Here is a 25,165-nt window from a genome sequence, read left to right on the forward strand (position 1 = left end):
CCACCGCCGCCCGGACCAGGGGCGGCAGTCGGCCACCACCGCCGAAGAATGTCCGGCGGCGGCCCGCTCCCCCTGTGCGGGCCGCCGCCGGACGCGCAATCGCCCGCTCCCCCGGCGGTCGTACGAAAGGACGTGCAGTCCACGTGGCAGCGCACCGCAAGCCCCGACAGCGCTCGCTCAGCGGCAATACAGCCCGTACGGCGGCGACGATCGCCCTCGCGGGCGCGGCGACGGCGACCGGCTTCGACGGGACCTCGCACGCCGAGCCACAGCTGACACCGACGCAGGTCAAGACCAAGGTGGACAAGCTGTACCAGGAGGCGGAGGTCGCGACCGAGAAGTACGACGGCGCGAAGGAGAAGGCGGACGCGGCCGAGAAGCAGCTGAACACCCTGCGGGACGAGGCGGCACGCAAGACGGAGAAGCTCAACTCGGCCCGGGACTCGCTGGGTTATGTCGCCGCCGCGCAGTACCGCGGCGGCGGGATCGACCCCGCGGTGCAGCTCATGCTCTCCAGCAACCCCGAACGGTATCTGGACGGCACCGAGTTCGCCGACCGCATGGGCCATCGGCAGACGGCGGCCGTCGAGCTCGTACGGCAACAGCTGCGGGAGATCGAGCAGTTGCGCGGCGCCGCCCACATCGAGCTGACCTCGCTGAAGTCGCGGCAGGCGGAGCTGGGGAAGCAGAAGAAAACCATCAACGGCAAGCTGGACCAGGCACGCCGGCTGCTGTCCGGCCTGACCCCGCAGCAGCGGGCGCAGGTCGGCGACGCGGGTGGTACCGGCCGCGCGTCACGGTCGTCGACCACGGCCCGGGGCGCGCTGGCCGCGCCCGGTTCCTCCGCCGCCAGGGCCGACGCCCCCAACTCCCGTGCGGCAGCGGCCGTTTCCTACGCCTACCAGAAGCTCGGCAGCCCCTACGTCTGGGGGGCGACCGGCCCCAACGCCTTCGACTGCTCGGGCCTCGTGCAGGCCGCGTACAGCTCCGCCGGGGTCTCCCTGCCCCGCACGACCTACGCCCAGATCAACGCCGGCCAACGGGTCTCCCGGTCCGAACTGCGCCCCGGCGACCTGGTGTTCTTCTACTCGGGCATCAGTCACGTCGGCATCTACGTCGGCGACGGCCAGATGATCCACGCCCCGAACCCGACGGCGCCGGTGCGACTGGCGCCGATCGACGAGATGCCGTTCGCGGGGGCGACCCGGGTGGTGTGAATCCCCGGGGTATCCCTCAGGGGCCCCGGGTGAACTCCCTTACGGGTCACACCAGTCGACGTGCCGTCGCCCAGCGCGTCAGCTCGTGCCGGTTGGACAGCTGGAGCTTCCTCAGTACCGCCGAGACATGGGACTCGACCGTCTTCACCGAGATGAACAGCTGCTTGGCGATCTCCTTGTAGGCGTAGCCGCGCGCGATGAGGCGGAGCACCTCGCGCTCGCGCTGGGTGAGGCGGTCGAGGTCCTCGTCGACCGGCGGGGCGTCGGTCGACGCGAAGGCGTCGAGGACGAAGCCGGCCAGGCGGGGCGAGAAGACCGCGTCGCCCTCCTGGACCCGGAAGATGGAGTTGACGAGGTCCGTGCCGGTGATCGTCTTGGTGACGTAGCCGCGCGCACCGCCGCGGATCACCCCGATCACGTCCTCCGCCGCGTCCGACACGGACAGGGCGAGGAAGCGGACGGGCTGTTCGGCGTCGCTCATCAACGGGGCGCAGCGGCGCAGGACTTCGACCCCGCCGCCGCCCGGGAGGTGGACGTCGAGGAGGACCACCTCAGGGCGGGTCGCGGTGATGACCGTGACCGCCTGGTCGACGTCAGCGGCCTCGCCGACCACCTCGACTCCGGTCTCCTCGGTGCGGCCGATCTCGGCCTGTACCCCCGTACGGAACATGCGGTGGTCGTCGACGAGGACCACGCGCACGTGACGCCCGCCCGCGCTCCCGCCGGTCGGCTCCGCCGGTTCGTTCGTCTCGGTCGCGTCGCTCATGACGTCTTCTCCACCCTCTCCATCTCCAGCTCGACCTCGGTACCGCCGTCCGGCACCGCGCGCAGTCGTGCCGTACCGCCGTGGCGCTCCATACGGCCGATGATCGATTCTCTGACACCCATGCGGTCGGCGGGTATCGAGTCGAGATCGAAGCCCGGTCCGCGGTCACGGACGGACACGAAGACCGTCTTCCCCTCCACCTCGGCGTAGACCTGTACGGCGCCGCCCTCGCCACCGTACTTGGCCGCGTTCACCATCGCTTCGCGCGCGGCCTGCATCTGGGCGCCGATTCTCTCGTCGAGCGGGCAGTCGCCGACGATGACGACCTCGATGGGGACGCCGTGCTTGTCCTCGACCTCGGCCGCGCTGCGGCGCACCGCCTCGGCGAGGGTGTCGGGTTCGTCGGCCTCGTCCTTGCCGGTGCCCTCCGGTTTGTAGAGCCAGGCGCGCAGGTCGCGCTCCTGGGCCCGGGCCAGGCGGCGCACTTCGTTGGGGCTCTCCGCGTTGCGCTGGATCAGGGTCAGGGTGTGCAGCACGGAGTCGTGGACATGGGCGGCGACCTCGGCGCGCTCCTGGGCGCGGATGCGCATCAGACGCTCCTCGGAGAGGTCCTGGGTCATCCGCACGAGGTACGGGCCGGCGAGCAGCGTGATACCGACGAGGACCGCGAGAGCGGCCTGGAGGACTGAGCCGAGATGGTCGGCGGAGCCCTGGAGCACGAAGATCGCGGTGGCACCGGCGGTGACGAGCAGGACCCCGCCGCCCGCGCGCAGCAGGCTGAGCGTACGGCGGCGGCTGCCGACCTCGGCCCAGCGTGCGCGGCGGGCGTTGTCCGCCTGGCGCCAGACGAGAGCGACGCCCGCGCCGACGAGGACGGTCGGGAAGAGATAGGCCTTGGCGCCATTGCCCAGGTTCACATTGCCGACGAAGACCAGCGCGACGACGACCATGAGGAGCAGGGCGACGATCTGGCCCTTGTCCGGCTTGCGGGCGACGAGTCTGCGGCGGCCGTCCGGCGAGGTCTCGGTGGAGACGAGCGACGGGGGCCGCTGGCCGGCGACCCCGCCGACGCCGAGCGGCACGAAGAACCAGAACGAGGCGTACAGCAACGCGCCGAGTCCGTCCGCGAGGAACAGCCCCACGAACACCAGCCGCACCCAGATCACCGGCAGCCCGAGATGCCCGGCGAGCCCCCGCGCCACACCACCGAGCCAGCGTCCGTCACTGCTGCGGTAGAGCTTGCGCGGCGGCCGCGGGTCCTCGACGGGCAATGCTGCGGCTTCCGGCATGCCACCGATGTTCACACGCCCCGCCGCCCGAGGCATCAGGGTCGACCCCCGAGACTCCCCTGATCTTCGAATCCGGCGCGCTCGGTCCGCGAAAACGGCGTGCGGCGGGGGTTCTGACGGGTTGCCGGAAGATGAGGCGGGCGTCCTCGGTCCATGGGTCGGCTGCGGCTGCGGGGGATCTGGGCGTCACCAGCACGCGGGCCGGTCGCGGTGCCGGTCGCCGTGGCACGCGAGCCCGGATGGCAACCCGGCGCTGCGGTCTGTGGGCCGTCGGCGGCTGCGGCTGCGGCTGCGGCTGCGGCTGCGGCTGCGGCTGCGGCTGCGGGGGATCTGAGCACCACCGGCACACGAGCCAGCCGCGGTGCCGGTCGCCGTGGCACGCGAGCCCGGATGGCAACCCGGCGCTGCGGTCTGTGGGTCGTCGGCGGCTGCGGCTGCGGCTGCGGCTGCGGCTGCGGCTGCGGCTGCGGCTGCGGCTGCGGCTGCGGCTGCGGCTGCGGCTGCGGCTGCGGCTGCGGGGGATCTGAGCACCACCGGCACACGGGCCGGTCGCGGTGCCGGTCGCCGTGGCACGGGAGCCCGGCGGGCAACCCGCCGCCGCGATCCGTGGGTCGCCGACGGCTGCCGGAGATCCCGAGCGCCACCGGCACACGAGCCAGCCGCGGTGCCAGGCGCCATGGCACGGGAGCCCGGCAGGCAATCCGCCGCCGCGATCCGTGGGTCGCCGACGGCTGCCGGAGATCCCGAGCGCCACCGGCACACGAGCCGGTGGTGGTGCCGGTCGTGATGTCAGTCGCCGTGGCACAGGAAGCCCGGCGGGCACCCGGCCGCCCGCGGCGACCGCGCCCGCCCGGCGAACAGCTCGCGGCGCAGCCCGCCCGCACACACCACAGGCCCTCGAACACTCCCCCGGTCCGGGTCAGGGCGGATTTCAGGGTTCGGCCAGGGTCGTCCCGACTGCCATCGGCGGCTCGCGGCGGGCAGCATGGACGCATGACAGATCACGAGCGCGCCGCGACGGGTCAGGGACCCGGCTCCGGCCCACGTCCGCAAGCGGGCGGCGGGCCGCAGGACGCCGTGCCCGGCGCGGGTGCCGCCTCTGCGCCGGGTGCCGTGCCCGGCGGCGGCACCGCGGCCGCGGCTCCGCACCGGTTCCGCCGGGACCGGCGGTCCAAGGTGCTCGCGGGGGTGTGCGCGGGGCTCGGGCGGCAGTGCGACATGGACCCGGTGATCTTCCGGATCACGCTCGCCGTGCTCTCGGCGACGGGCGGCATCGGCCTCATCTTCTACGGCTTCGCATGGCTCTTCGTCCCGTACGACGACGAGGAGGAGAACGAGGTCCGCAAGCTCTTCACCGGCCGCGTGGACGGCCAGGCCCTGGCCGCCGTGCTGTTCGCGCTGGTCGGCTGCGGTGTGTTCCTGTCGATGCTGAACAACGCCAGCGTGCTCACCTTCGCCGTCGTCCTCTCCCTCCTGCTGGCGGGCGCGGGGTACTGGTCGCAGCAGCGCGGCGCCCCCGACCCCGACCCGCTCGCCGCGCAGGCCGTCGCCGACGCCCCGCCGGAGGCCCAGGCGCCGCCGGTGGCCACCACCTACCCCTCCTGGTGGCGTGATCCGATCGTCAAGGACGGCACACACGTCGGTGGCACCGGTTATCTGTGGGGCCCGGGCGACTCCCGCGACCGTGACATCGCGGACGTGATCGACGTCAGGCTCGCCCCCTCCTACCCGCACTGGCCCGCGGATCAGCGGGCCCCTCGCCCGGCGCCCCCGAAAACGCGCGGCCCGCGCTGGATCGGCGGCTGGGTGTTCCTGCTCGCGTTGCTCGCGGGGGCCCTCGGCACCGCCGCGAAGTGGGACGACCAGGCGCTCGGCACCAGCCTCCAGGCGGGCCTGGCCTGTGCGCTCGTCGTCTTCGGCCTGGGCATCGCGGTCAGCGCGTTCCTCGGGCGTACGGGGGCGGGCTCGGTGTTCCTCGCGATCGTCACGGCCGGCCTGCTCGCCGCCTCGGCGGCCCTGCCCAAGGACCTCACCACGCACTGGGACCGCCTCACCTGGCAGCCCGCGACGGTGGCGGACGTACAGAAGAAGTACGACCTCGGGAACGGTGTGGGCACGCTCGACCTGACCCGGCTGCGGCCGGCCAAGGGGCAGACGGTCGCGACGGACGCGGAGGTGGGCGTCGGGCAGCTGAAGGTGATCGTGCCGCCGAACGTGACGGTGCGGCTGAGTGTGGACGTACGCGTCGGGGACATCCAGTTGCCCGGTGACGACAAGAAGGACGTGGACGTGGAGCCGGGCAAGCACAAGCAGGTCACCCTGACCCCGGCGACGGGCGTCAAGAGCATCGGCACGCTGGACCTGGACCTCCAAGTCGGCGTCGGACAGGCGGAGGTCAGCCGTGCTGCGTCATGAGTTCCAGCCCGGAAAGCTGGTCGCCGGTCTCTTCCTCGCCGCCGCGGGCGTCCTCTACGCCGGGGACGCGGGCGGACTGTGGGTGACCGAGTGGTTCGCGGTGATCCCGCTGGTCACGGTCGGCCTGGTCCTGGCCGGTGTGGTGGCGGGCGTCAACGGCGCGGTCCGCAGACGCCGAGGGGCCGGCCGCAGGAACACGGCCGACCCCGGTCCGGACATATCCGGCTGAAGATCGTCTACGAACGGTACGGACAGCCCGCCCGGAAGGAGCCCGGCGGATTCACCGCCGGCGGCTCCCTCCTCGGGAGCTACCGGTAGCCGCCCGTCCGTTGCCTTCGCCTTCCGCGGATCACCGCGTCGAAGGAGAACATCGAGGCGCCGGCGAGGACTAGGGGCAGCCAGGCCATCAGGTAGGCGAGGTCGTTGCCGTAGTAGTACGGGTCGTTGGCCCAGCTGATGGTCAGCCACAGGCTGAGCGAGATAAGCGCGCCGCCGAGTGCGGCGAGGCGGGCCAGCAGGCCGATCAACGTGCCGATGCCGACGGCGAGTTCACCGAAGGCGATGGCGTAGCCGAAGCCGACGGGGTTCTTCAGGGACAGGTCCACCAGGGCCGGGATCGCCGCCGAGTCGCGGACCGCGCGCATCGTCTCGCCGATCGAACCGGCGCCGGAGGACTTCATGAAGGCACTGTCGGTGAGTTTGTCCAGGCCTGCATAGATGAAGGTGACGCCGAGGAAGACGCGCAATGGGAGCAGGGCGTATCGGGTGGCGGTGTCCCGCCAGCCCCGGTCGCCGTCTAGGTATGGGGTTTGCGTATCCATTCGAGTGCCGTGAGTCATCGCCCGTGGCCGCCTCTCGCCTGCTGTGCCGTGACCCCTCAACAGACCATACGTACGAATAGGGGGACCCGCTCAATGATTCTTCAACCAGTTTTCGCGACCTTGGCACGGCTCATTCGGTGGGCGGCCCGTCGAGGGCGTCAGTCCATGACGTCGACGACGCAGGCGTTGGTCTCCACGCCCGCCGCGGTCACGACCTGTACCTCCACGCGTCCGGGTTCGACGTCGACCGGGACCGGGACGGTCAGGAGGGTGTCCGTCGGGTTGGAGAAGCCGCCGGTGACCGGGACCAGCGGGACGTGGACGTTGACCGGGCCGATCCGGACGACCATCCGGGAGAGCCGGTCGGCGGTCTGGGCGCCCGGGGGTACGAAGCCCGCGCCGCGGATCTCGATGTCGTCGCCGGTGCGGATGGGGGCGTCGAGGTCGCCCGCCTCACGGGAACGCACCACGGAGAGGATGACCGGGCGGCCGCCCTCCGCGTACTTGCCGGCCAGGTATGTCGCGGCCGAGATCAGCACCACGACCGCCAATCCCCAGGGCAGGTCGGGCAGTTGGTCGGGGCGGCGGGCCAGGCGTACGGCCACGAAGACGAGGGCCACGGCGCTGATCGCGACGTACTGGATGTCGGCGAAGGTGCCGCGGCCCGCGTCGTCGGTGAGGAGGTCGGCGGCGCGGGGGCGGTCGGCGGGGAGTTTCTGGAGCCGCTGGCCCAGCACGCGCAGGCCGACGACCCGGCGGACGAGCACGGCGATCGCGCAGACCACGGCGAGGACGGTCACCACACCGGCGCCGCGGGCGAGTTCGAGGCCGGAGATGAGGGCGTCGCGTTCGGCGTGGTCGGAGGCGGCGGCGAGGCGGCCGGCCAGGACCAGCACCGCGTACGCCACGAACAGAACCCAGGAGACGGCCACGGCACGGGAGGTCGACAGCCGGTTGTCCTCACCGATGACCGGGGCCAGCGCACCGCCACGGGCTCGGTGGAACCAGGAGGCCGCCGTCAGCGCACCGGCGACCACGAGCGCGGCGAGCAGTCCGGCCGTGCGAGCCGCCGTCCAGCCGGCGCCGATCGCGGTGAGCGCCTGCACCAGGAGCAGCACGACGAAGGCGCTCCACACCGCGAAGGCCGTGCGGTGCCACAGGCGGGCCAGCCAGGCGCCGCCCTCGGCGCGGCCGCGTTCGGCGACGACGTCGGCTGACTGGGTCAGTTCGTCCGAGACCCACTGCCGGGAGGCGGACACCGAGTGCGCCACCGCCGCGGGCAGGCCCTCGCCGGCCGCGAAGCCGTCCCGCTTGACGAGGAACGCGGCGACCGCGCGCCGATGCCCCTCGCGTGCTCCGTGCGGGCAGTCCCCGCAGGTGCAGCCGCCTCCGTGGGCACCGACGTGCTCGCCGCCCTGTCTCGCCTCCTGCACCGCCACGCCCGACGCCTGCCTTCCCCATGCCCCTCGGCCCGCGACCCCGGACCCTCACGTTCGGCGGCCGGCTCCGAAGCCTTTGGCCACCGCCTTGCAACTCCCGCACGACAACAGCGGATTGTGCCCTACGGGACACGGCCCGCGTCCGGCAGGTCTGGTCAGCGCGGGTGAAGTGACGGCCGCCGTGTTGACCCGGCTGCGAGAATTTCCCTATGGCCGAGATCATCCAGCGCGACGGGACCTGGGCCTTCGACGGCACAACGGTCCGTATCACGCCGGGACTTCACCGCTCCGTGCCACTGTTCCGGCAGACGTACGGGGAGATCGCCGTGCCCCTCGAAGCCGTCGCGGGCGTCGTCTACGAACCCGAACGCAAGCGTGGCCGACTGCGGCTGAGGCTGCGCGAGGGCGCCGACCCGCTGCTCCAGGCGACCGGCGGCCGGCTGCCGGACGCGGCGGATCCGTACCGGCTGATCGTGGACATCGACCGGTCCGGGGTGGCCGAGTACGTGGCGGAGGAGATCCGGCACGGGCTGCTCCTCGACCAGATCCCCAAGGACCCCACCAAGGCGTATCTCCTGCCGGGCCCGCCGGTGCCGGTCTCGGTGCGCTCGTCCGACGGCACGGTGTCGTTCGACGGCGCCCAGGTGCGCATCGACTGGTCCGACACCTCGGAGCGCGTCAAGCGGGCCACCGGGCCGCGCATAGTCGCCGTGGGCGACCTCGTCCAGGTGGAGTGGCTGCCCAACTGCGGTTACGAGGATGGGTTCATGCGGTTCGTGACCCGCGAGACGGTGTTCTCCAAACTGCCGCCGGAGAAGGACCCGTACGCCCTCGATCTGTGGGGCAGCACCCGCCGGGACCTGCTCACGGCACTGGTCGCGACGGCGGTGACCGCGCGGCTGCCGCATCCATCGGCCCGGGAACACGAACGCGACGAGGGCGAGTTCGCGGACCGGCCCCGACGGGCGGCCCTCGTCCCGCCGCCGGCCGACCATCACGACGTACTCCTGCGCAGGCTGCGGGAGTTGGGGGAGCTGCACCGGGAAGGGGTGCTCACCGACGAGGAGTTCACGATGACCAAGGCGGCGGTGCTGCGGGGTTTCCGGTAGGGGCCTCAGCTGAGGAGGTCCGGTTCGCAGCGGCTGATGTCCTGCCACAGGGGCTGGTAGTTGATCCACGCGACGAGGTCACCGCCGGTCTGTTCGCGGGTGGCGACGGCGAGTTTGTGGTCGATGAGGAGAGGACGGCCGGCCGCTTTCGCGAGGAGCTGGACCTGGCAGGAGCGTTCCATGGACAGGAACCACCAGGCCGCCGCGTCCACCGAGTCGCCCACGGTGAGCAGTCCGTGGTTGCGCAGCACGAGCGCCTTGCGCGAGCCGAGCCCTGCGGCGATCCGCTTGCCCTCCTCGGCGTCGACGGAGACCCCGCTGTAGGCGTCGTAGAGCGCGTGGTCCTCGTAGAAGGCGCAGCTCTCCTGGCTGATCGGGTCGAGGAAGTCGCCGAGGGCGGAGAGCGCGCGGCCGTGCACGGAGTGGCAGTGGGCGACCGCGACGACGTCCGGGCGGGCGGCGTGGACCTGCGAGTGCACGGTGAACGCGGCCTGGTTGACATGGTGGCGGCCCTGGAGCACCTGGCCGTCCGAGTTGGCCAGCACCAGATCGGTCACGGTGACGTGCCGGAAGGGCATCCCGAAGGGGTTGACCCAGAAGCAGTCGGTGAACTCGGGGTCGCGGGCGGTGATGTGCCCCGAGACCCCGTCCTCGAAGCCGTACCGGCCGAACAGGCGCAGGGCGCCCGCGAGCCGTTCCTTGCGGTGCCGGCGTTCGTCCTCGACCGACTCGTGCATCGGCGGCATGGCGAACCGCAGCCGGTCGGTGGGCAGGGGGGAGGGCGGTGTCGGCCCGTGCATCGGTCCTCCAGCACTGGGTTCCTGTTACCGGCGGAAGTTACCGTCGGTGAGGCGAAAAGGGCAGTGGTGTTCTGTAAAGATGCGGCACCAAGCGGGGCCGGGTGCCTTCCGAGTGCTTTCTGGGGCCGTCCCGAGTCCCGACCGAGTCCCGACCGAGTCCGTCCTGAGTCCGTCCCGCAGTCCTTTGCGAATCCGGACAGTGGGTGTCGGGTATCGGCGGGACAGTGGTCCTATGACTGCGAACTGGGCGGTATTCGTCGCCGCGGAACCCGAACTCGCCGCGACCGTGGAGGAGCGCTTCGGGGCCCTCACACATCACGTCCTCGCGACGCTGCGCAAGGACGGGTCGCCGCGGACGAGCGGGATCGAAGTGCGGTTCCTGGACGGGGAGTTGTGGTTCGGGATGATGCCCGACTCGCTCAAGGCGCTGGATCTGCGGCGCGATCCGCGGTTCGCCCTCCAGGCCAATCCGGGGGTGGGTACGGAGATGGGCGGCGGGGATGTGCGGGTCGGCGGGCGGGCGGTGGAGGTGACGGATGCCGGGGTGAAGGGGGCGTACAGGGAAGAGGTGGAACCGCCGGAGCCGTTCCACCTCTTCCGCACCGAGCTGACGGAGGTCGTGCGGACCTTTGTCGAGGACGAGACGTATCTCGTCACTCAGGTCTGGCACCCCGGAAAACCGGTGCGCACGCTCAAGCGGACCTGAGCCTCAAGAAAGGCCTACTCCCACTCGATCGTGCCCGGCGGCTTCGACGTGATGTCGAGGACGACCCGGTTGACGTCGGCGACCTCGTTCGTGATGCGGGTGGAGATCTTCGCGAGGACGTCGTACGGCAGACGCGACCAGTCGGCGGTCATCGCGTCCTCGGAGGAGACCGGGCGCAGGACGATCGGGTGGCCGTAGGTGCGGCCGTCGCCCTGGACGCCGACGCTGCGGACGTCGGCGAGGAGGACCACCGGGCACTGCCAGATGTCGCGGTCGAGGCCGGCCGCGGTCAGTTCCTCGCGGGCGATCGCGTCGGCCTCACGGAGGAGGTCGAGGCGGTCCTTGGTGACCTCGCCGACGATGCGGATGCCGAGACCGGGACCCGGGAAGGGCTGGCGCTGGACGATCTCGTCCGGGAGGCCCAGCTCCTGGCCGACCATCCGGACCTCGTCCTTGAACAGCTTGCGGAGCGGTTCGATGAGCTGGAATTCGAGGTCTTCGGGGAGGCCGCCCACGTTGTGGTGGGACTTGATGTTGGCCGTGCCGGTGCCGCCGCCGGACTCGACGACGTCCGGGTAGAGCGTGCCCTGCACCAGGAACGCGACCTCGGGGCCCTCGTCCGCGATGATCTCGGCCTGCGCCTGCTCGAAGACGCGGATGAACTCGCGGCCGATGATCTTCCGCTTCTGCTCCGGGTCGGAGACCCCGGCGAGCGCGGTGAGGAAGCGCTCCTCCGCGTCCACGACCTTCAGCTGTACGCCGGTCGCGGCCACGAAGTCCTTCTCGACCTGCTCGGTCTCGCCCTTGCGCATCAGACCGTGGTCGACGTACACGCAGGTCAGCTGGGAACCGATCGCCTTCTGGACGAGGGCGGCGGCCACGGCGGAGTCGACACCGCCGGACAGACCGCAGATCGCGCGCTTGTCGCCGACCTGCTCGCGGATCGCGGCGACCTGCTCGTCGATGACGTTGCCGGTGGTCCAGTTCGGGGTGAGGCCCGCGCCCCGGTACAGGAAGTGCTCCAGGACCTGCTGGCCGTGCGTGGAGTGCATGACCTCGGGGTGGTACTGGACGCCGTAGAGCTTCTTCTCGTCGTTCTCGAAGGCGGCGACCGGGACGACGTCCGTGGACGCGCTGACCGTGAAGCCCTCGGGGGCGGCGGAGCAGGCGTCGCCGTGCGACATCCACACCGACTGCTCGTCCGGGGTGCCTTCGAAGAGGGTGGAGGACGACTTGGAGACGTGCAGTTCCGTACGGCCGTACTCGCGGGCGCCCGTGTTGTCGACGGTGCCGCCGAGGGTCGTGGCCATCAGCTGGAAGCCGTAGCACATGCCGAAGACGGGGACGCCGGCGTCGAAGAGTTCGCGGTCCAGGCGGGGGGCGCCCTCCGCGTACACCGACGAGGGGCCGCCGGAGAGGATGATCGCCGCCGGGTTCTTGGCGAGCATCTCGGCGACCGGCATGGTGCTCGGCACGATCTCGCTGTAGACCCGGGCCTCGCGGACGCGGCGGGCGATGAGCTGGGCGTACTGCGCGCCGAAGTCGACGACCAGGACGGTGTCGGGGGCGGGGGTCGCTGCTGACACGGGGGCCTTCCGGCGGTTGGGCGGGGTTCTGGTCATCGATTCTAACGGGGCTCGGGTGGGGCACCTGGTCGTGCCTGTGTGACGAGGCTCGGGTGGGTCACCTGGTCGTCCCCGAGGGCTCCGCCCCGGGCCTGTGCCATACTCGCCCCATGCTCACGCACCCGACCTCCCTCTTTACCTATGGCAACCGGCCCGCCGGCTGCCATGGTCGAGCTGCTTGAGTTACTGACGAGCGACTTTCCAGGCGCCCCGGGCCGACAAGGCCCGGGGCGCCTGTCGTTTTCCGGGGGTTGTCGGTCGGGGGTGGCCGTTCCGCGACGAGGAGATCCTTATGACCACCACCACGCCCGAGCAGACCATCGCCGATGCCCGGGAGCGCATCGACGCCCTGGACGACCGGATCATCGGTCTCATCCAGGAACGGGTCGCCGTGTCCGCCGTCGTCCAGGAGGCGCGGATCGCGTCGGGTGGGCGGCGGGTGAGCCTTACCCGGGAGAACGAGATCCTCAGCCACTACAGTGCGGCGCTCGGCAAGCCCGGTACCTCGCTGGCCATGACGTTGCTCGAACTGTCCCGGGGTCGTATCTGAGGCCGGTCGTATCTGAATTCGGTGCCGCTCTCACCCGTACGGCGCGTGACCGCCTGGCGAACCGTTTCGTTGGGGGTGGTGTCCGCGCCAGCCAGGGGCGGGCCCGAAAGAACCACGCGTGGCTCGGCTGGGGCGATGAGACGTACGGATCGTGCCGTGCGTCGTGGGACCTCGCTCCAGGGTCGTGACCGGACGGCAGGGGACAGCGGCCCGGTCACCCAAGAGAACGGTCGGCTCCGGGGACGCCCGGGGCCGCCCGGCGGAAACTGCAAAAATGCACAAAGCCGGATCGAACGGTTGCGGAGGCCGCGTCCATCCAGCACGATGCGTAGAGGACCCTGAGGCTTCCCCGAGCCCCAAGTCCCCATGCAGACAACCGCATTGCAGTGCACTGTCCCTCTGCCGGACCCCCGCCAAAGGTCGAGACCAAGCGCGCGCCCCGTGTGCGCCGGGGCGCCGACCCAGGGCACTTGAGACAAGCGGCGCAACCCCCCGGCGCCGCTCCCAGGCACCGGCGCTGCCCTGACGTCGGTGCTGACGGAGAAGGGCCCCGCGGCTCCGTCCCGCGGGGCCCTTCGCTTGCCCTCAACCGCCCATCACCGCAACGGCGTCAAGTCGGGCTCCCTGTCCCTAAGTTCGGCTCACCGTCCCGCATGTCTCGTTCTCGCCCTCGCCCTCGCCGATCCCCTTGCTCCGGTCGTACGGGTCCGTCGTCGGGCCGGACGGCGCGGCTCCCGTGGGTTCCGCCGAGGAGGGCGAGGAGAAGCCCGGGTGGAAGTAGCCGTCGTAGACGTCGCAGGCGCTGTTGCCGAAGTCCGCGTTATAGGTGAGGACGCTGAGCCGGCCGGAGGTGACCTGGTAGCGGGCGGGGTCGAGGAGTTGGAGGTCGAGCACGCGGCGGACGATGGTGCGGGTGACCTCGGTGGAGCCGTCGGTGCGGACGACCGGGTAGACGAAGGTGTAGTCGGCGTGGATCAGGACGCCGGAGTGCTCGCCCTTCTTGAACGTGATCCGGCCGCGGGTCTTCACGACGTCACCGACGAGCCGTACGTCCTTGGGGGCGAAGCGGCTGAACATCATCAGTGGGTCGTGGGCCTTGGTCGGGGTGCTCAGGGATGTGTTCAACTCGGCGATCAGGCCGGGTTGTTTCGGGTCCAGCACCGCGAGCGCGGCGGTCGGGCGGGCGCCGGCGATCGTCTTCGGGCGGAGGTTGGCGTCGACGAGGAGCTTCTCGGCCTGCTTCAGGGCGAGTTGGACCTGACCCTTCGAGAAGACACCCACGGCCTTCGCCTGCGGCAGGACGATACCGGCAGCGCCGTCCGCCCAGTTCAGCGCGGGTGAACCGGCGAACGGCCGGTCCAGGGTGGGGGTTTCGGGGTCCACGGCGGAGGGCGCGGCGGTCGGGGCGGCCGTTTCCGGCGCGAGCGGGGAGGCCGCGGCGGCGTCCGGGCCGTCCTTGCCGCCGTCGCTCTTGCCGAACGGGTCGCCGGGTATGAGCGACGGCCTCATCGCGACCACGGCGACGGCGATCGCGAGCGGCACGCCGATCACGGCCCACGCGCGGCGCCTGCGCCGGGCCCGCCCGTTCATCTCCTGCCAGGCTGGACCGGTCCGCCACCCCTCGGGCTCCTGGCGCTTGGCCTTCCCCTTCTTCTTGCTCTCGTCCTGCTTCAGCCGCTCGGTCACCTCACGGGCGCGGGCGGACGGTTCCTTGGGGGCGGAGGCACGGATGTCGCGCTCCGTGTCGCGGGCGAACTGTTCCCAGACATCGTCGGGGATCTCCGGGGTCGAGGAAGGTTCCTCTGAAGGCTTGTCAGACACGTCCCCAAGTTCTAGACGTTCCGAAAGCCTGTTCACAAGAAGAACTTGGGTGTGACACAGCCCACATAAGAATCCGGTGAGAGTGGGCACAACCGTTCGCAGGTTTCCCGGGTCTCACCTGCATACCCAAGGGCCACACCCGCGCCCCACACGCGGAGCCCTCCGCCCAGCGTGCTGCGCTGCCGCAGCACACCGGACTTCCCGAGGACTTCATGAAGCTGCGCCGTGCCATGGCCGCGGCGGCCGCGACGGCCGTCATCGCTCCGCTCGCCCTGCTCTCCGCGCCCGCCGCGTTCGCGGAGGACTCGGCGTCGCCGACCCCGAGCGACAGCGCGAGCGAGTCCGTCTCCGCTTCGCCGTCCGACTCGGTCTCCCCGACGCCGTCCGGCTCCGACTCCGCGTCGCCGTCCGGCAGCACCCTGCCGAGCGGCTCGACCTCGCCCTCGGCGAGCGACAGCGCCTCCACGTCGGCCACGCCGTCCACCTCGGCCGAGCCGAGTGAGGAGCCGACCGACCCGGACGTGCCGTTCTGCGAGGACCTGGACGAGGACTTCTCCGACGCCAAGGTGTCCGCGGACATCAAGGGCCTGCCGGGCAAGATCGTCGCGGGCGACGGCTTCCACAGCTTCAAGCTGACCGTCACGAACAAGTCGAAGACCACGGTCGACGGCGTCGCCTTCTACGCAGAGGTCGAGAACTACGAGCTCGACGAGTCGAAGTTCCTGAGCCCGTACGTGGACCTGGAGTTCAAGAACCCCGAGTCCGGCAAGTGGGACCGCATCGGCAACGACGAGTGGGCCGGCGACTACTTCTTCTACATCAACGCCCTGAAGTCCGGGAAGAGCGAGACCGTCGACCTGCGCGTCAGCATCAGCGCGAAGGCCCCGGCCGGCGACGCCTACTCCTTCGGCTCCGGCGCCTACCTCGACAACGTCAAGGGCCAGGACTGCATCGCCGAGGGCTGGGCCCAGTACGACTTCGAGGTCCTGAAGGCCGGCTCCACCAACACCGACCCGGGCACCGCCACCCCGAGCACCGGTGACAAGGACACCTCGGTGAAGAAGCCGCAGGGCGAGGTCTCCGACCTCCCGACCGGCAACCTCGCCGAGACCGGCTCCAGTTCCGCGCTCCCGGTGATCGGCCTCGTCGGCGGCGCCGCCGTCGTCGCGGGTGCCGCCGCGGTGGTCATGGTGCGTCGACGCAAGAGCGGGGCGAGCGCGTAACACGCGGCTCGCCGCACAAGCAGAAGGACCTGCGCTCGGAGGGGGGCGCAGGTCCTTCTGCTTGTGCCGACCGTTCAAGTACCGCTGATCGGCTACGACTTGGGCGGCACCGTCGGTATCCCCAAGAACGGCAGCTTCAGCGCGCCGAACGCGCCCTCGGGGACCGCGGGTTGACGCGGCTCCACCGGCGTCAGGCGTTCGTACGACAGCCCCTGCTCCGGGCGCCGGTCCGGCTCGCCCCTGTTGGGCCAGTACGACATCGCGCGCTCGGCCTGTGCCGTGATGGTGAGGGACGGGTTGACGCCGAGGTTCGCGGAGACCGCCGAGCCGTCGACGACCGAGATGCCGGCGTGGCCGTAGAGGCGGTGGTACGGGTCGATCACGCCGGTCTCGCGGGAGGCGCCGATGGGGCAGCCGCCGAGGAAGTGGGCGGTGAGCGGGGTGCCCATCAACTCGCCGACGTTGGAGCCCGCGAAGCCGTTGATCTCGGCGGCGATCGCCGCCGCGCCCTCCGAAGCCGCCCTGATCTGCTTGGGGTTGGGGGCGCCGTGTCCCTGACGGGCCGTCAACAGCCCCTTGCCGACGCCGTCCGGTTTCAGGTACGTCGTCAGGGAGTTGTCCAGCGACTGCATCACCAGGCCGATGATGGTCCGCTCCGACCAATGCCGGTTGGAGAGCGAACGCAGGACCAGGAGAGGGTGCTTCGCCGCGTTCGCCAGCCAGCCCAGTGCCCTCGACGAGCCCTCCGCGTACGGGACTTGGAGGATGGAGAGGCCGCCCATCGAGTTGGAGCCCTTGCCGTAGCGGACCGGTTCGATGTGGGTGTTCTCGTCGGGGTGGATCGAGGACGTGATGGCGACCCCGCGCGTGAAGTCGACCTGCCGGGTGCCGGTCGCCTTGCGGTAACGGCGGTTGTTCGTCTGGGCGCCGACCAACGCCTCCGAGTTGGTGCGGGTCAGCTCACCCAACTTCTCGGAGAGGTACGGCAGTTGACCGCCCGCCTTCATGCGGTGCAGGAGGGTCTGAGTGCCGTAGGTGCCGGCGGCGAGGACGACTTGGCGGGCCTTGAAGGTGTGGCCCTTCGACGACTTCCTCGCGTCCGTGGGCAGGGTGGCTATCGCGTAGCCGCCCTGCGAGTCGTCCGTGACCGACACGACCGTCGTCATCGGGTGGACCTTCGCGCCCGCCTTCTCGGCGAGGTAGAGGTAGTTCTCGTTCAGGGTGTTCTTGGCGCCGTGCCGGCAGCCCGTCATGCACTCGCCGCACTCGGTGCAGGCCTTGCGGTCCGGGCCCGCGCCGCCGAAGTACGGGTCGGCGGCCTGTTCGCCGGGGCGCGCCTTCGCTGTCCCCTCGGCGTCCTTGCCGTCGCCGAAGAAGACGCCGACGGGGGCCATGTGGAAGGTGTCGCCCACGCCCATTCGCTGGGCCGCGGCCTTCAGGTGGACGTCCGACGGGGTCATCGTCGGGTTCAGGCGTACGCCGAGCATGCGGCGGGCCTGGTCGTAGTACGGGGTCAACTCCTCTTCCCAGTCGGTGATTTCGCGCCACTGGGGGTCCTCGAAGAACGGCTTCGGGGGGACGTAGAGGGTGTTGGCGTAGTTGAGGGAGCCGCCGCCCACGCCTGCGCCGGCGAGGACCATGACGTTGCCCAGCAGGTGGATGCGCTGGATGCCGTACATGTTGAGCTTGGGGGCCCAGAGGTAGTTCTTGAGGTCCCAGGAGTTCTTGGGGAGCGTCGACGGGGTGAAGCGGCGGCCTGCTTCCAACACGCCGACGCTGTAGCCCTTTTCGGTCAGGCGGAGGGCGGTTACTGAACCACCGAAGCCGGAGCCGACGACGAGGACGTCATAGTCGTAGGCATCTTGCGACAACGTGTTCTCCTCATTGAGATTCGCTGCGGGTCGTGTGTGGCTGGGCGCGCCCACGCGGCGGAGCCGCATATCGATACAGTCCCGCGCCCCTAAAAGACACTCACCTGAGCCTGAATGCCTTCATTGCCCGGAGACTGCGGCTCATGAACTGCGCGTACGCCTCGTCGGTCATTCCCAGTGAAGGCGCCATCGGCAACAACCGCTGCTGGGCGATCGTCTGGGCCTCTGTGTACTTGAGGATGCCCTCGGAGCCGTGGCGGCGGCCGAGGCCGGAGTCCTTCATGCCGCCCATCGGGGACTGGACGCTGCCGTAGGCGGAGGCGTAGCCCTCGTTGACGTTGACCGTGCCGGTGCTGAGGCGGGCGGCGATGGCGCGGCCCCGGCTGCCGCTCTTCGTCCAGACCGAGGAATTGAGGCCGTACGGGGTGGAGTTGACCTCCGCCACCACCTCGTCCTCCGTTTTGAAGCGGTAGACGGAGACGACCGGGCCGAAGGTCTCCTCGGCGCAGACGGCCATGGGGGCCTCGACGCCGTCGAGGATGGTGGGCTCGAAGAAGTACGGGCCGATGTCCGGGCGGGCGACGCCACCGGCCAGCACCTTCGCGCCCTTGGCGACCGCCTCGTCCACGTGGCGGGTGACCGACTCCAACTGGCGTTCCCCTGCCAGCGATCCCATGTCCGCGCCGTACGCGAGGGACGTGCCGAGGCGCATCGCCTTGGTGCGGGCGGCGAAGCGCTCCAGGAAGGTGTCGGCGATCGACTCGTGGACGTACAACCGCTCGATGGAGACGCAGAGTTGGCCGGCGGAGGAGAAGCAGGCGCGGACCGCGCCCGCCGCCGCCTTCTCGATGTCGGCGTCCTCCAGGACCACCATGGCGTTCTTGCCGCCGAGTTCGAGGGAGACGCCGATGAGGCGGGCGGCGGCGGCCTGCGCGACCTCGCGCCCTGTGCGGGTGGAGCCGGTGAAGGAGACGTAGTCGGCGTGCTTGACGACCTCGGGGCCGACGACCGGGCCCTCGCCGAGGACGACCTGGAAGACGTCGGCGGGCAGGCCGGCCTCGATGAGGAGGTCGCGGGCCCACAGGGCGGTGAGGCAGGTCTCGGTGTCCGGCTTCATCACGACGGCGTTGCCCGCGGCGAAGGCCGGGAGCGCGTCGCCGACGGAGAGTTCGAACGGGTAGTTCCAGGGGGCGATCTGCCCAACTACCCCGCGCGGGTGCCGGAGTTCGGTGACCTTGGTGAGGGTCGGGACGGCGCCGGTGTGCCGCTTCGGCTTGAGGTAGGCGGGGGCCTTGCGGCCGTAGTGGCGGGCCGCGACCGCGACGGCCTGCACCTCCTCGTGCGCGTGCAGCCGCGCCTTGCCGGTCTCCAGCTGGATCAGGTCGAGGACCTCGGCCTGGCGGGCGAGGACGAGATCGTGGAAGCGGAGCAGGACGGCCGCGCGCTGCCGTACCGGCGTCCGCGCCCACAGGGCCTGCGCGGCGCGGGCCGCGTCGAAGGCCTTCGCCACGTCCTCGGGGGTGGACTCGGGCAGATCCGCCAACTTCTCACCGGTGAACGGCGAGTGGTTGGCGGTCCGGCCGGAGCCGACCACACCCTTCGTGAGCTGGGCGACCAGCTCCGGGGTGACCACATCGGCGGCGGTACGGGCGCCTGTGGGGGCCGGCGCGAGGGGGTTCGTGCCGGTCGTCGTTTCCGTACCGGTCTTTTCCGGGGCCTGCGAGTCCGTCATGTGCGGCAGGGTATGCCGCGAGGGGAGGTTTGGGTACCCGTCGGTAATCGGGATTCACCCAGTACTCACATCACGCCAGCGATCACTGGCAACGAACGCCCTGATCAGGGCGTTGTACGGGGATGATCACCATCGGATCGCCACCGGACCGCCGCCGGATCACTTTTCCGTGAGCGCGAGCCGGGCGCGGGCGCCCTTGAAGAGCGCGGTGCCCTTCTTCTCGTCCGGGGTGCCCTTGGGCATGTCCACGCGCAGTTCGTACATACGGCCGTCCGCGGTGCGGATGATCAGGGCCATGATGCGGGTGGGGACGCCGGACTGTTGGTAGGTGGTGTCGAGGAGGACGGCGTCCTTGTTCCCGCGGAAGCTGGTCCGGGTGTACTGGGGGCGGGACGTGCCGACGCTCAGGGTCTTGGCCTCGTTGAGGGGTGAGCCGGTGGCCCCGTCCCATTCGGTGAGGCGGACGCGGAGGGTGCCGGTGCCGTAGACGACGATCCGGCCGCCGGCCGCCGTCCGCGCGTCGAGCCGCTTGTAGTGCGGCGGGAGGGAGAGGACGGCGGACGACGCCTTCTCCCGGTGCGCGGTCCAGGAGCTGCCGGTGTCCATGAGGTTGCCGACGACCGTGCCGAAGACCAGGCCCGCCGCCAGGAGCGCCCCGGCCGCGATGAGAAGGGCACGGCGAGGCCTGGGGCGCCGGGGGCGGGACGTGGGCTCCGTTCTCGGTTCCGGTACGGCCTCGGGGACGGACGCGGCACCCTCAGGCACCTCCCCGGGCTCCGCCTCGGGCACCTCCCTGGGCTCCGCCTCGCGCACCGCATCGCGCGGGACCGCGATGACCGTCGGCTCCGGTACGTCCTTCCCCTCGGCCACCGCGTCCAGTACCGCGCCGACCTCCTCCGCCCCGGGCCGTTCCTCCGGGTCCCGCGCCAACATCCGTACGAGCAGCGGCCCGAGAGGTCCCGCGCGGGTCGGCTCGGGTGGCTCGCCGGCGAGGATCGCGCCGAGGGTGGACTCAACGGTCGTACGCCGGAAGGGAGATGCCCCTTCGACGGCCGCGTACAGGAGGACACCCAGGGACCAGAGGTCGGAGGCCGGTCCCGCGCCGGTGCCCGACATGCGCTCGGGGGCGATGAATTCGAGCGAGCCCACGAACTCCCCGCTGGCGGTGAGGGATTCCTCGCCCTGGATGTGGGCGATGCCGAAGTCGGTGAGGACGACGCGGTCGTGCGGGCCGAGCAGGACGTTGGCCGGTTTCACGTCCCGGTGCACGATCCCCACGGCGTGCGCGGCGCACAGGGCGCCGAGGACGGCGCGGCCGATGCGGGCGGCGTCGGCGGGGGTGAGGGGGCCGCGTCTGAGCAGTTCGTGCAGGGACTCGCCGCGCACCAACTCCATGACGATCCACGGGAGTTCGTCCTCGATGACGACATCGTGGATGGCGACGGCGGAGGGATGGTCGACCCGGGCGGCGGCGCGGGCCTCGCGGTAGAGCCGGTGGGCGGCGCGCTGGAACTCCTCGTCCTCCGGGTCGCCGGGCAACCGCGGTTGTTTGACGGCGACTTCGCGGTCCACGAGTTCGTCGAAGGCCCGCCATACGGTGCCCATGCCGCCGGAGCCGATCCGTTCGAGCAGCCGGTAGCGACCGCCGACCAGACGTCCGTCGCGCACCTGTTCGCCGACTTCGCTCATGCCCCATCAGTACCGTGCCCGGTACGGCCTTGTCGACGCGCGTCCTACTTCCCGAGCACCAGCGTGTCGCCCACCCGCCGCACCTCCGCGACACCGGTACCGCCGAAGTGCGCCGGGATCACCAACTCCCGCTCGTCAGCGGCCCGTTCGAGCACACGCCGACGGCTGTCCGCGGCCTGCCGGGGATCGAGGCAGAAGCAGCTGCTGCACTCCGGATGCGGAATCTGGACGGGGCTGTGCAGCAAGTCCCCGACGAACACGGCCCGTTCACCACCGGAGGCGACCCGGAGCACGGACGAACCGGGCGTGTGCCCCGGCGCCGACTCCAACGTCAGCTGCTCGTCGACGCGGTACGTGCCGTCCCACAGGGTCGCCAACCCGGCGCGGTGCACGGGCGCGACGCTGTCCTCGTAGGTCAGGCGGTCGTCGGGCCGTACCGCACCGCCGTAGTTGTTCTCGGGCCCGAAGTGGAAGTCGTCGGCGGCGGGGAGGAGGTAGCGCGCGTTGGGGAACAGTGGCACCCAACTCCCGTCCACGTCATGGGTGTTCCAGCCGACGTGGTCGCCGTGGATGTGCGTGTTGACGACGACGTCGACCTCCTCCGGCCGCACACCGGCCCGCGCCAGCCGCCCCGGCAGGTCGCCCTGGCTCATGTGGAACAGCGGATTGCCGGGCCGTTCCCGCCCGTTGCCGACCCCGGTGTCCACGAGCACGGTCCGTCCGGCGCTGCGCACCACCCAGGTCTGGAGCGCCACGACCGCGCGGTCGGTCTCGGGGTCCCAGTGGTCGGGGGCGAGCGTCTCGCGGTGCTCCTGCCAGACGCCGGGCGGCAGGTCCGGGACGAGGGTGCGGGCGGGGGCGTAGGGCCGCGCCCACTCGACGACGCGGATCACTTCGACGTCGCCGATGGGGAAGGTCTGCGCGTCGTTCAGCTGGGTCTGTGTGTCGTTCAGTTGGGTCTGTGCGTTGTCCTCGGTCATGGAACCAAGCCTAGGAAGGGCAGTGCGAGTGTCTCAATGCGTGAATTGCTCGTTCGGATACGCATACGGCTCACCGGCGCCCCTTTCGCGTAACCTGGCCGCATGGACGTGGTGAGCGACGCGATCTCCGCCGTACGGACCGGGCGGCCCTCCTCCAACCGCCTGCGCGTGAGCGGCGGTTGGTGCACGCGGCTCGCGCCGTACGAGGGTGCCGGGTTCCATGTCGTGCTGGCGGGCGGCTGCTGGCTGGTGCCCGACACGGGCGGTGAACCGGTGACGCTGGGCGCGGGGGACGTCGTACTGCTGCCGCACGGTGCGGGACACGTGCTGGCGGACTCGCCCGGGGACACGGCGCGTGCGGTGCCGTTCGAGGAGATGCGGCGGCCGGACGGGGACGCCGGGGACGGGCGCGAGGTCGAGTTGCTGTGCGGGAAGTACCGGCTGGACCGGAGCCGGACGCATCCACTGATGGCGGAGCTGCCGGAGGTGGTCCATCTGCCGAACCGGGTCGGCCGTTATCCCGAACTCCGGTCTGCCGTCGACCTGTTGGCGAACGAACTCGACGAACGACGGCCGGGGGCCTGCCTGGCGCTGCCGAGTCTGCTCGATCTGCTGCTCATCTACATGGTGCGGGCGTGGATGTCCGAGGCGGAGACGGGCAGTTGGCCGTCCGTGCTGAGCGACCCGGTGACCACGGCCGCGCTCCGGGCCCTGCACTCGGACCCCGCCGCCCCCTGGACCAACGACCGGCTGGCCGCCGCGGCGGGCGTGTCCCGGGCGACGCTGGCCCGCCGGTTCACCGCGCTGGTGGGGCGGGCGCCGATGGCGTATCTGACGTGGTGGCGGCTGACGTTGGCGGCGACGCGACTGCGGGACACGGACGCCTCGTTGGCGGCGGTGGCGCGGGATGCGGGGTACGGCAGCCCGTATGCGCTGTCGCACGCGTTCAGCCGGGAGTTCGGGGTGACGCCCGGCAAGTACCGGGTATCGGCGGGGAGTTCGTAGCTACCCGTTCTCGCCGTCCGGGCCGTCGTCGTACTCCTCCGCGAGCCGCAGCCCGAGATCGGACTCCCACTCCAGGGCCCAGCGCCTCAACTCCGCGGTCTCCGCCGCGTCGAGCCCGTGCGCCGCGAACTCCTCGTCGCTCACCCACACGACACTCTCCAGCCGGTCGCGCAGGCCGAAGAGATCGAAGTCCGGGCCGTCGGCCCCGAGTGCCGACTGCTCCAGCTCGATCACGGAGTGGTGGCGGCAGGCCGCGCGCACGTCGATCACGTCCTGCGGCAGACCACGGTCACCGAGCGCGCGCATGCTCGCGAGCGCCAGGTCGTCCTGCCCCGTCGTGTTCTCCTGCTGCGACCGCACCGCCACCTCCCCGCTTCCGGCGCCCGGTCAGACGTCCGTGCCGCCCGCTCTCAACATCGCGAGCCGCGTCTGGTCCAGCACTCCGGCGTAGGTGTGGACCTCGTCGATCTCACCGGCCAGGTAGTCCGTGCCCCCGTCCGCCGTGACGCTCCGGCCGACCTGGAGGTCGCCGGTGGGCGTCCAGGTGTCCTTGCCGGTGACACTCGCCGTGTCCGCGGCGTAGTCGTAGTCCACGTAGAGCCGCAGCTGGTCGGCCCGCTCGTCGTAGACCACCGCGAGGAACTCGTCCTGCCCCCACCCGAACGGCGCGACGGGCGCGCTGACCGTCGTGGTCGGCGCGCCGGCGCTGTCCGCGTGGGCGACCACGGCCTCCCAGGACCTGGACGCGGCGACGTAGCGCAGGGTGAACAGGTCGGTGTGCTCGCCGGGTTGGGACAGGACCGTCATGTCGTGCGTGGCCGTGTCCTCGTCGAGGCGCACGTGGGCCGTCACCGAGAAGCCCGCGTCGGACGGGCGTACCGCGTCCGGTGTCGTGGCGTAGTCGCCGTCACCGTCCAGGAGCAGGTTGCCGGAGCCCACCATCGGGTACAGCGCCGGGGTGCAGTCGGGGTTCACGTCGCAGTCGTCGGTGCCCGTGTAGATCGACGCGTCGCCGACCAGCGTGAGCGGGTCGCCGCCCGCGAACTCGGGGCTCCTGCCGCCGGGCGCCGTCTCCAGGTCCCAGTAGCCCTGGCGCTGCGGGGTGCGGGTGGCGGCGGCCGTGATCTCGTCCGGGACGAACACCCGGTCCCAGACGTTCACTTGGGTGAGGAGGCCGTGCCAGTGCGCGGTGGTGGTGTCGCTGCCCGCGCCGAGCCGCAGGGTGCCCGTGCCGCCGGTCGCGACCGTGTTCTCGGCGGTGCCGACGAGGTCTCCGTCGACGTAGAACCGGGCCGTGTGCTGCTCGGCGTCGTACACGCCGACGAGGTGGGCCCACTCGCCCACTTCCGGCGAACCGCCGGTGACGCGTGCGGTGCCGCCGCCCTCAGTGGGCAGTGCGAAGGACCAAGTGGGGGCGCCGGTCGTCGAGTTCGTCGCCGCGCCCAGGGAGAAGCCCGCCTGGCTCACGGCGGTCATGTCGCTGTCGAGCGCGTCCGGCCGGACCCACGCGCCGACCGAGAAGATCTTCGCCGTGTCCACCGCGGAGTCGAGCGTCACGTACGCCTCGTCCGTGCCGTCGAAGCGGGCGGCGGAGGTGATGTCCGTCCCGGTGGGGCCCTGTGCGTCGAGGGTGACGCCGGTGCCGGTGTCCGTGCCTGAGCCTGAGTTGCTCTGCGGGTCCCAGTGGGAGACCGCCGCCCGGCCCGCCTTGACCCGGACGAAGTAGGTCGTACTGGCGCTGACGTTCCCTGCGGCGTCGAGCGCCTGGGCGGAGAGATACGTGACTCCGCGCGTCTGCGGCAGCCAGCGGAGGGAGACCGCGGCGCCGGGCTCGGCCGCCGTGAGGGTCTGCTGGGAGCCGCCCATCCACTCATAGCGGTACGACACCACGTCGTCGGACGCCGAGTCGATGACGAACGTGCCGTAACTGCCGGTCCCGTCATGCTCGTTCGAGTCGTCCGGATACTCCTGCGACGAGACGACCGGCGCCTGCGGTGCCTCGGTGTCGTCGGCCGCGGTCGCGACTCCGGTCATGGCGGCCGCGGTCAGTGCCACGGCGGCACAGGTCACCCCGGTGCGTCTCCAGTTGGACGTCCTCATGATCAAA

Annotated in this window: 21 protein-coding genes; 8 read left to right on the top strand and 13 right to left on the bottom strand. The window is 71.2% G+C overall.

Annotated features, from left to right (window positions below):
• Positions 1–143 precede the first annotated feature (143 nt).
• A complete protein-coding gene (locus OG194_RS17855; RefSeq protein WP_327401844.1) occupies positions 144–1,217 on the top strand; it encodes a C40 family peptidase in 1,074 nt (357 codons plus the stop codon).
• A gap of 46 nt (positions 1,218–1,263) precedes the next feature.
• Here OG194_RS17855 and OG194_RS17860 read toward each other — a convergent pair whose 3' ends face one another.
• Positions 1,264–1,983, bottom strand: a complete 720-nt coding sequence (locus OG194_RS17860; protein WP_327401845.1) for a response regulator transcription factor — start codon at positions 1,981–1,983, stop codon at positions 1,264–1,266.
• Entirely contained in the window at positions 1,980–3,308 is a 1,329-nt protein-coding gene (locus OG194_RS17865; protein ID WP_327401846.1) for an ATP-binding protein, read from the bottom strand. Before OG194_RS17865 ends, OG194_RS17860 begins: the two co-directional genes overlap by 4 nt.
• A 957-nt stretch (positions 3,309–4,265) precedes the next feature.
• Between OG194_RS17865 and OG194_RS17870 the strand changes: the two genes are divergently transcribed.
• On the top strand, positions 4,266–5,687 hold the full coding sequence (locus OG194_RS17870; RefSeq protein WP_327401847.1) for a PspC domain-containing protein: 1,422 nt from the start codon (positions 4,266–4,268) through the stop codon (positions 5,685–5,687).
• Positions 5,674–5,916 (top strand): hypothetical protein, encoded by a 243-nt coding sequence (locus tag OG194_RS17875; RefSeq protein ID WP_327401848.1) that lies wholly within the window; start codon positions 5,674–5,676, stop codon positions 5,914–5,916. The genes OG194_RS17870 and OG194_RS17875 overlap by 14 nt, the downstream gene beginning before the upstream one ends.
• A 79-nt stretch (positions 5,917–5,995) precedes the next feature.
• On the opposite strand, the gene OG194_RS17880 is transcribed toward OG194_RS17875, so the two are convergent.
• Both OG194_RS17880 and OG194_RS17885 read right to left on the bottom strand, forming a co-directional pair.
• Entirely contained in the window at positions 5,996–6,526 is a 531-nt protein-coding gene (locus OG194_RS17880; protein WP_327401849.1) for a DoxX family protein, read from the bottom strand.
• 140 nt (positions 6,527–6,666) lie between these two features.
• Positions 6,667–7,947 carry a hypothetical protein gene (locus OG194_RS17885; protein WP_327401850.1) on the bottom strand — a complete coding sequence of 427 codons (1,281 nt, stop codon included), beginning with the start codon at positions 7,945–7,947 and terminating at the stop codon, positions 6,667–6,669.
• Between the two features lie 209 nt (positions 7,948–8,156).
• On the opposite strand from OG194_RS17885, the gene OG194_RS17890 reads away from it, so the two are divergent.
• Positions 8,157–9,056, top strand: a complete 900-nt coding sequence (locus OG194_RS17890) for a DUF4429 domain-containing protein (protein ID WP_327401851.1) — start codon at positions 8,157–8,159, stop codon at positions 9,054–9,056.
• Positions 9,057–9,061: 5 nt separating this feature from the next.
• Here the strand turns inward: OG194_RS17890 and OG194_RS17895 are convergent, their stop codons facing one another.
• Positions 9,062–9,856, bottom strand: coding sequence for a class II aldolase/adducin family protein (locus OG194_RS17895; RefSeq protein ID WP_327401852.1), 795 nt, complete (start codon positions 9,854–9,856; stop codon positions 9,062–9,064).
• A 232-nt stretch (positions 9,857–10,088) separates the two neighbouring features.
• Between OG194_RS17895 and OG194_RS17900 the strand changes: the two genes are divergently transcribed.
• Positions 10,089–10,562 (top strand): pyridoxamine 5'-phosphate oxidase family protein, encoded by a 474-nt coding sequence (locus OG194_RS17900; protein ID WP_327401853.1) that lies wholly within the window; start codon positions 10,089–10,091, stop codon positions 10,560–10,562.
• Positions 10,563–10,576: 14 nt separating this feature from the next.
• Here OG194_RS17900 and guaA read toward each other — a convergent pair whose 3' ends face one another.
• The gene (gene guaA, locus OG194_RS17905; RefSeq protein ID WP_327401854.1) at positions 10,577–12,148 is read right to left on the bottom strand and encodes a glutamine-hydrolyzing GMP synthase; all 1,572 of its coding nucleotides are present in this window, start codon (positions 12,146–12,148) and stop codon (positions 10,577–10,579) included.
• Positions 12,149–12,479: 331 nt separating this feature from the next.
• Here guaA and OG194_RS17910 point away from each other — a divergent pair, with 331 nt between their 5' ends.
• Complete coding sequence (locus tag OG194_RS17910) at positions 12,480–12,737, top strand: chorismate mutase (protein WP_327401855.1); 258 nt, start codon at positions 12,480–12,482, stop codon at positions 12,735–12,737.
• Positions 12,738–13,367: 630 nt separating this feature from the next.
• On the opposite strand, the gene OG194_RS17915 is transcribed toward OG194_RS17910, so the two are convergent.
• Positions 13,368–14,558, bottom strand: a complete 1,191-nt coding sequence (locus OG194_RS17915; RefSeq protein WP_327401856.1) for a hypothetical protein — start codon at positions 14,556–14,558, stop codon at positions 13,368–13,370.
• Positions 14,559–14,770: 212 nt separating this feature from the next.
• Between OG194_RS17915 and OG194_RS17920 the strand changes: the two genes are divergently transcribed.
• Positions 14,771–15,781, top strand: a complete 1,011-nt coding sequence (locus tag OG194_RS17920; RefSeq protein WP_327401857.1) for an LAETG motif-containing sortase-dependent surface protein — start codon at positions 14,771–14,773, stop codon at positions 15,779–15,781.
• A gap of 92 nt (positions 15,782–15,873) precedes the next feature.
• Here OG194_RS17920 and OG194_RS17925 read toward each other — a convergent pair whose 3' ends face one another.
• From OG194_RS17925 to OG194_RS17940, 4 genes are all read right to left on the bottom strand, one after another.
• On the bottom strand, positions 15,874–17,652 hold the full coding sequence (locus OG194_RS17925; protein ID WP_327401858.1) for a GMC family oxidoreductase: 1,779 nt from the start codon (positions 17,650–17,652) through the stop codon (positions 15,874–15,876).
• A gap of 100 nt (positions 17,653–17,752) precedes the next feature.
• Entirely contained in the window at positions 17,753–19,384 is a 1,632-nt protein-coding gene (locus OG194_RS17930) for a succinic semialdehyde dehydrogenase (protein WP_327401859.1), read from the bottom strand.
• A 159-nt stretch (positions 19,385–19,543) separates the two neighbouring features.
• The gene (locus OG194_RS17935; protein WP_327401860.1) at positions 19,544–21,073 is read right to left on the bottom strand and encodes a serine/threonine-protein kinase; all 1,530 of its coding nucleotides are present in this window, start codon (positions 21,071–21,073) and stop codon (positions 19,544–19,546) included.
• A gap of 44 nt (positions 21,074–21,117) precedes the next feature.
• Positions 21,118–22,053 (bottom strand): MBL fold metallo-hydrolase, encoded by a 936-nt coding sequence (locus OG194_RS17940; RefSeq protein WP_327401861.1) that lies wholly within the window; start codon positions 22,051–22,053, stop codon positions 21,118–21,120.
• Between the two features lie 102 nt (positions 22,054–22,155).
• Between OG194_RS17940 and OG194_RS17945 the strand changes: the two genes are divergently transcribed.
• On the top strand, positions 22,156–23,058 hold the full coding sequence (locus tag OG194_RS17945; protein WP_327401862.1) for an AraC family transcriptional regulator: 903 nt from the start codon (positions 22,156–22,158) through the stop codon (positions 23,056–23,058).
• On the opposite strand, the gene OG194_RS17950 is transcribed toward OG194_RS17945, so the two are convergent.
• Together OG194_RS17950 and OG194_RS17955 are read right to left on the bottom strand one after the other, a co-directional pair.
• On the bottom strand, positions 23,059–23,418 hold the full coding sequence (locus OG194_RS17950; RefSeq protein ID WP_327401863.1) for a hypothetical protein: 360 nt from the start codon (positions 23,416–23,418) through the stop codon (positions 23,059–23,061).
• Positions 23,419–23,445: 27 nt separating this feature from the next.
• Positions 23,446–25,158 carry a LamG domain-containing protein gene (locus OG194_RS17955; protein WP_327401864.1) on the bottom strand — a complete coding sequence of 571 codons (1,713 nt, stop codon included), beginning with the start codon at positions 25,156–25,158 and terminating at the stop codon, positions 23,446–23,448.
• Between the last annotated feature and the right edge of the window lie 7 nt (positions 25,159–25,165).

The organism is Streptomyces sp. NBC_01288 (assembly GCF_035982055.1).
Classification (GTDB): Bacteria; Actinomycetota; Actinomycetes; order Streptomycetales; family Streptomycetaceae; genus Streptomyces.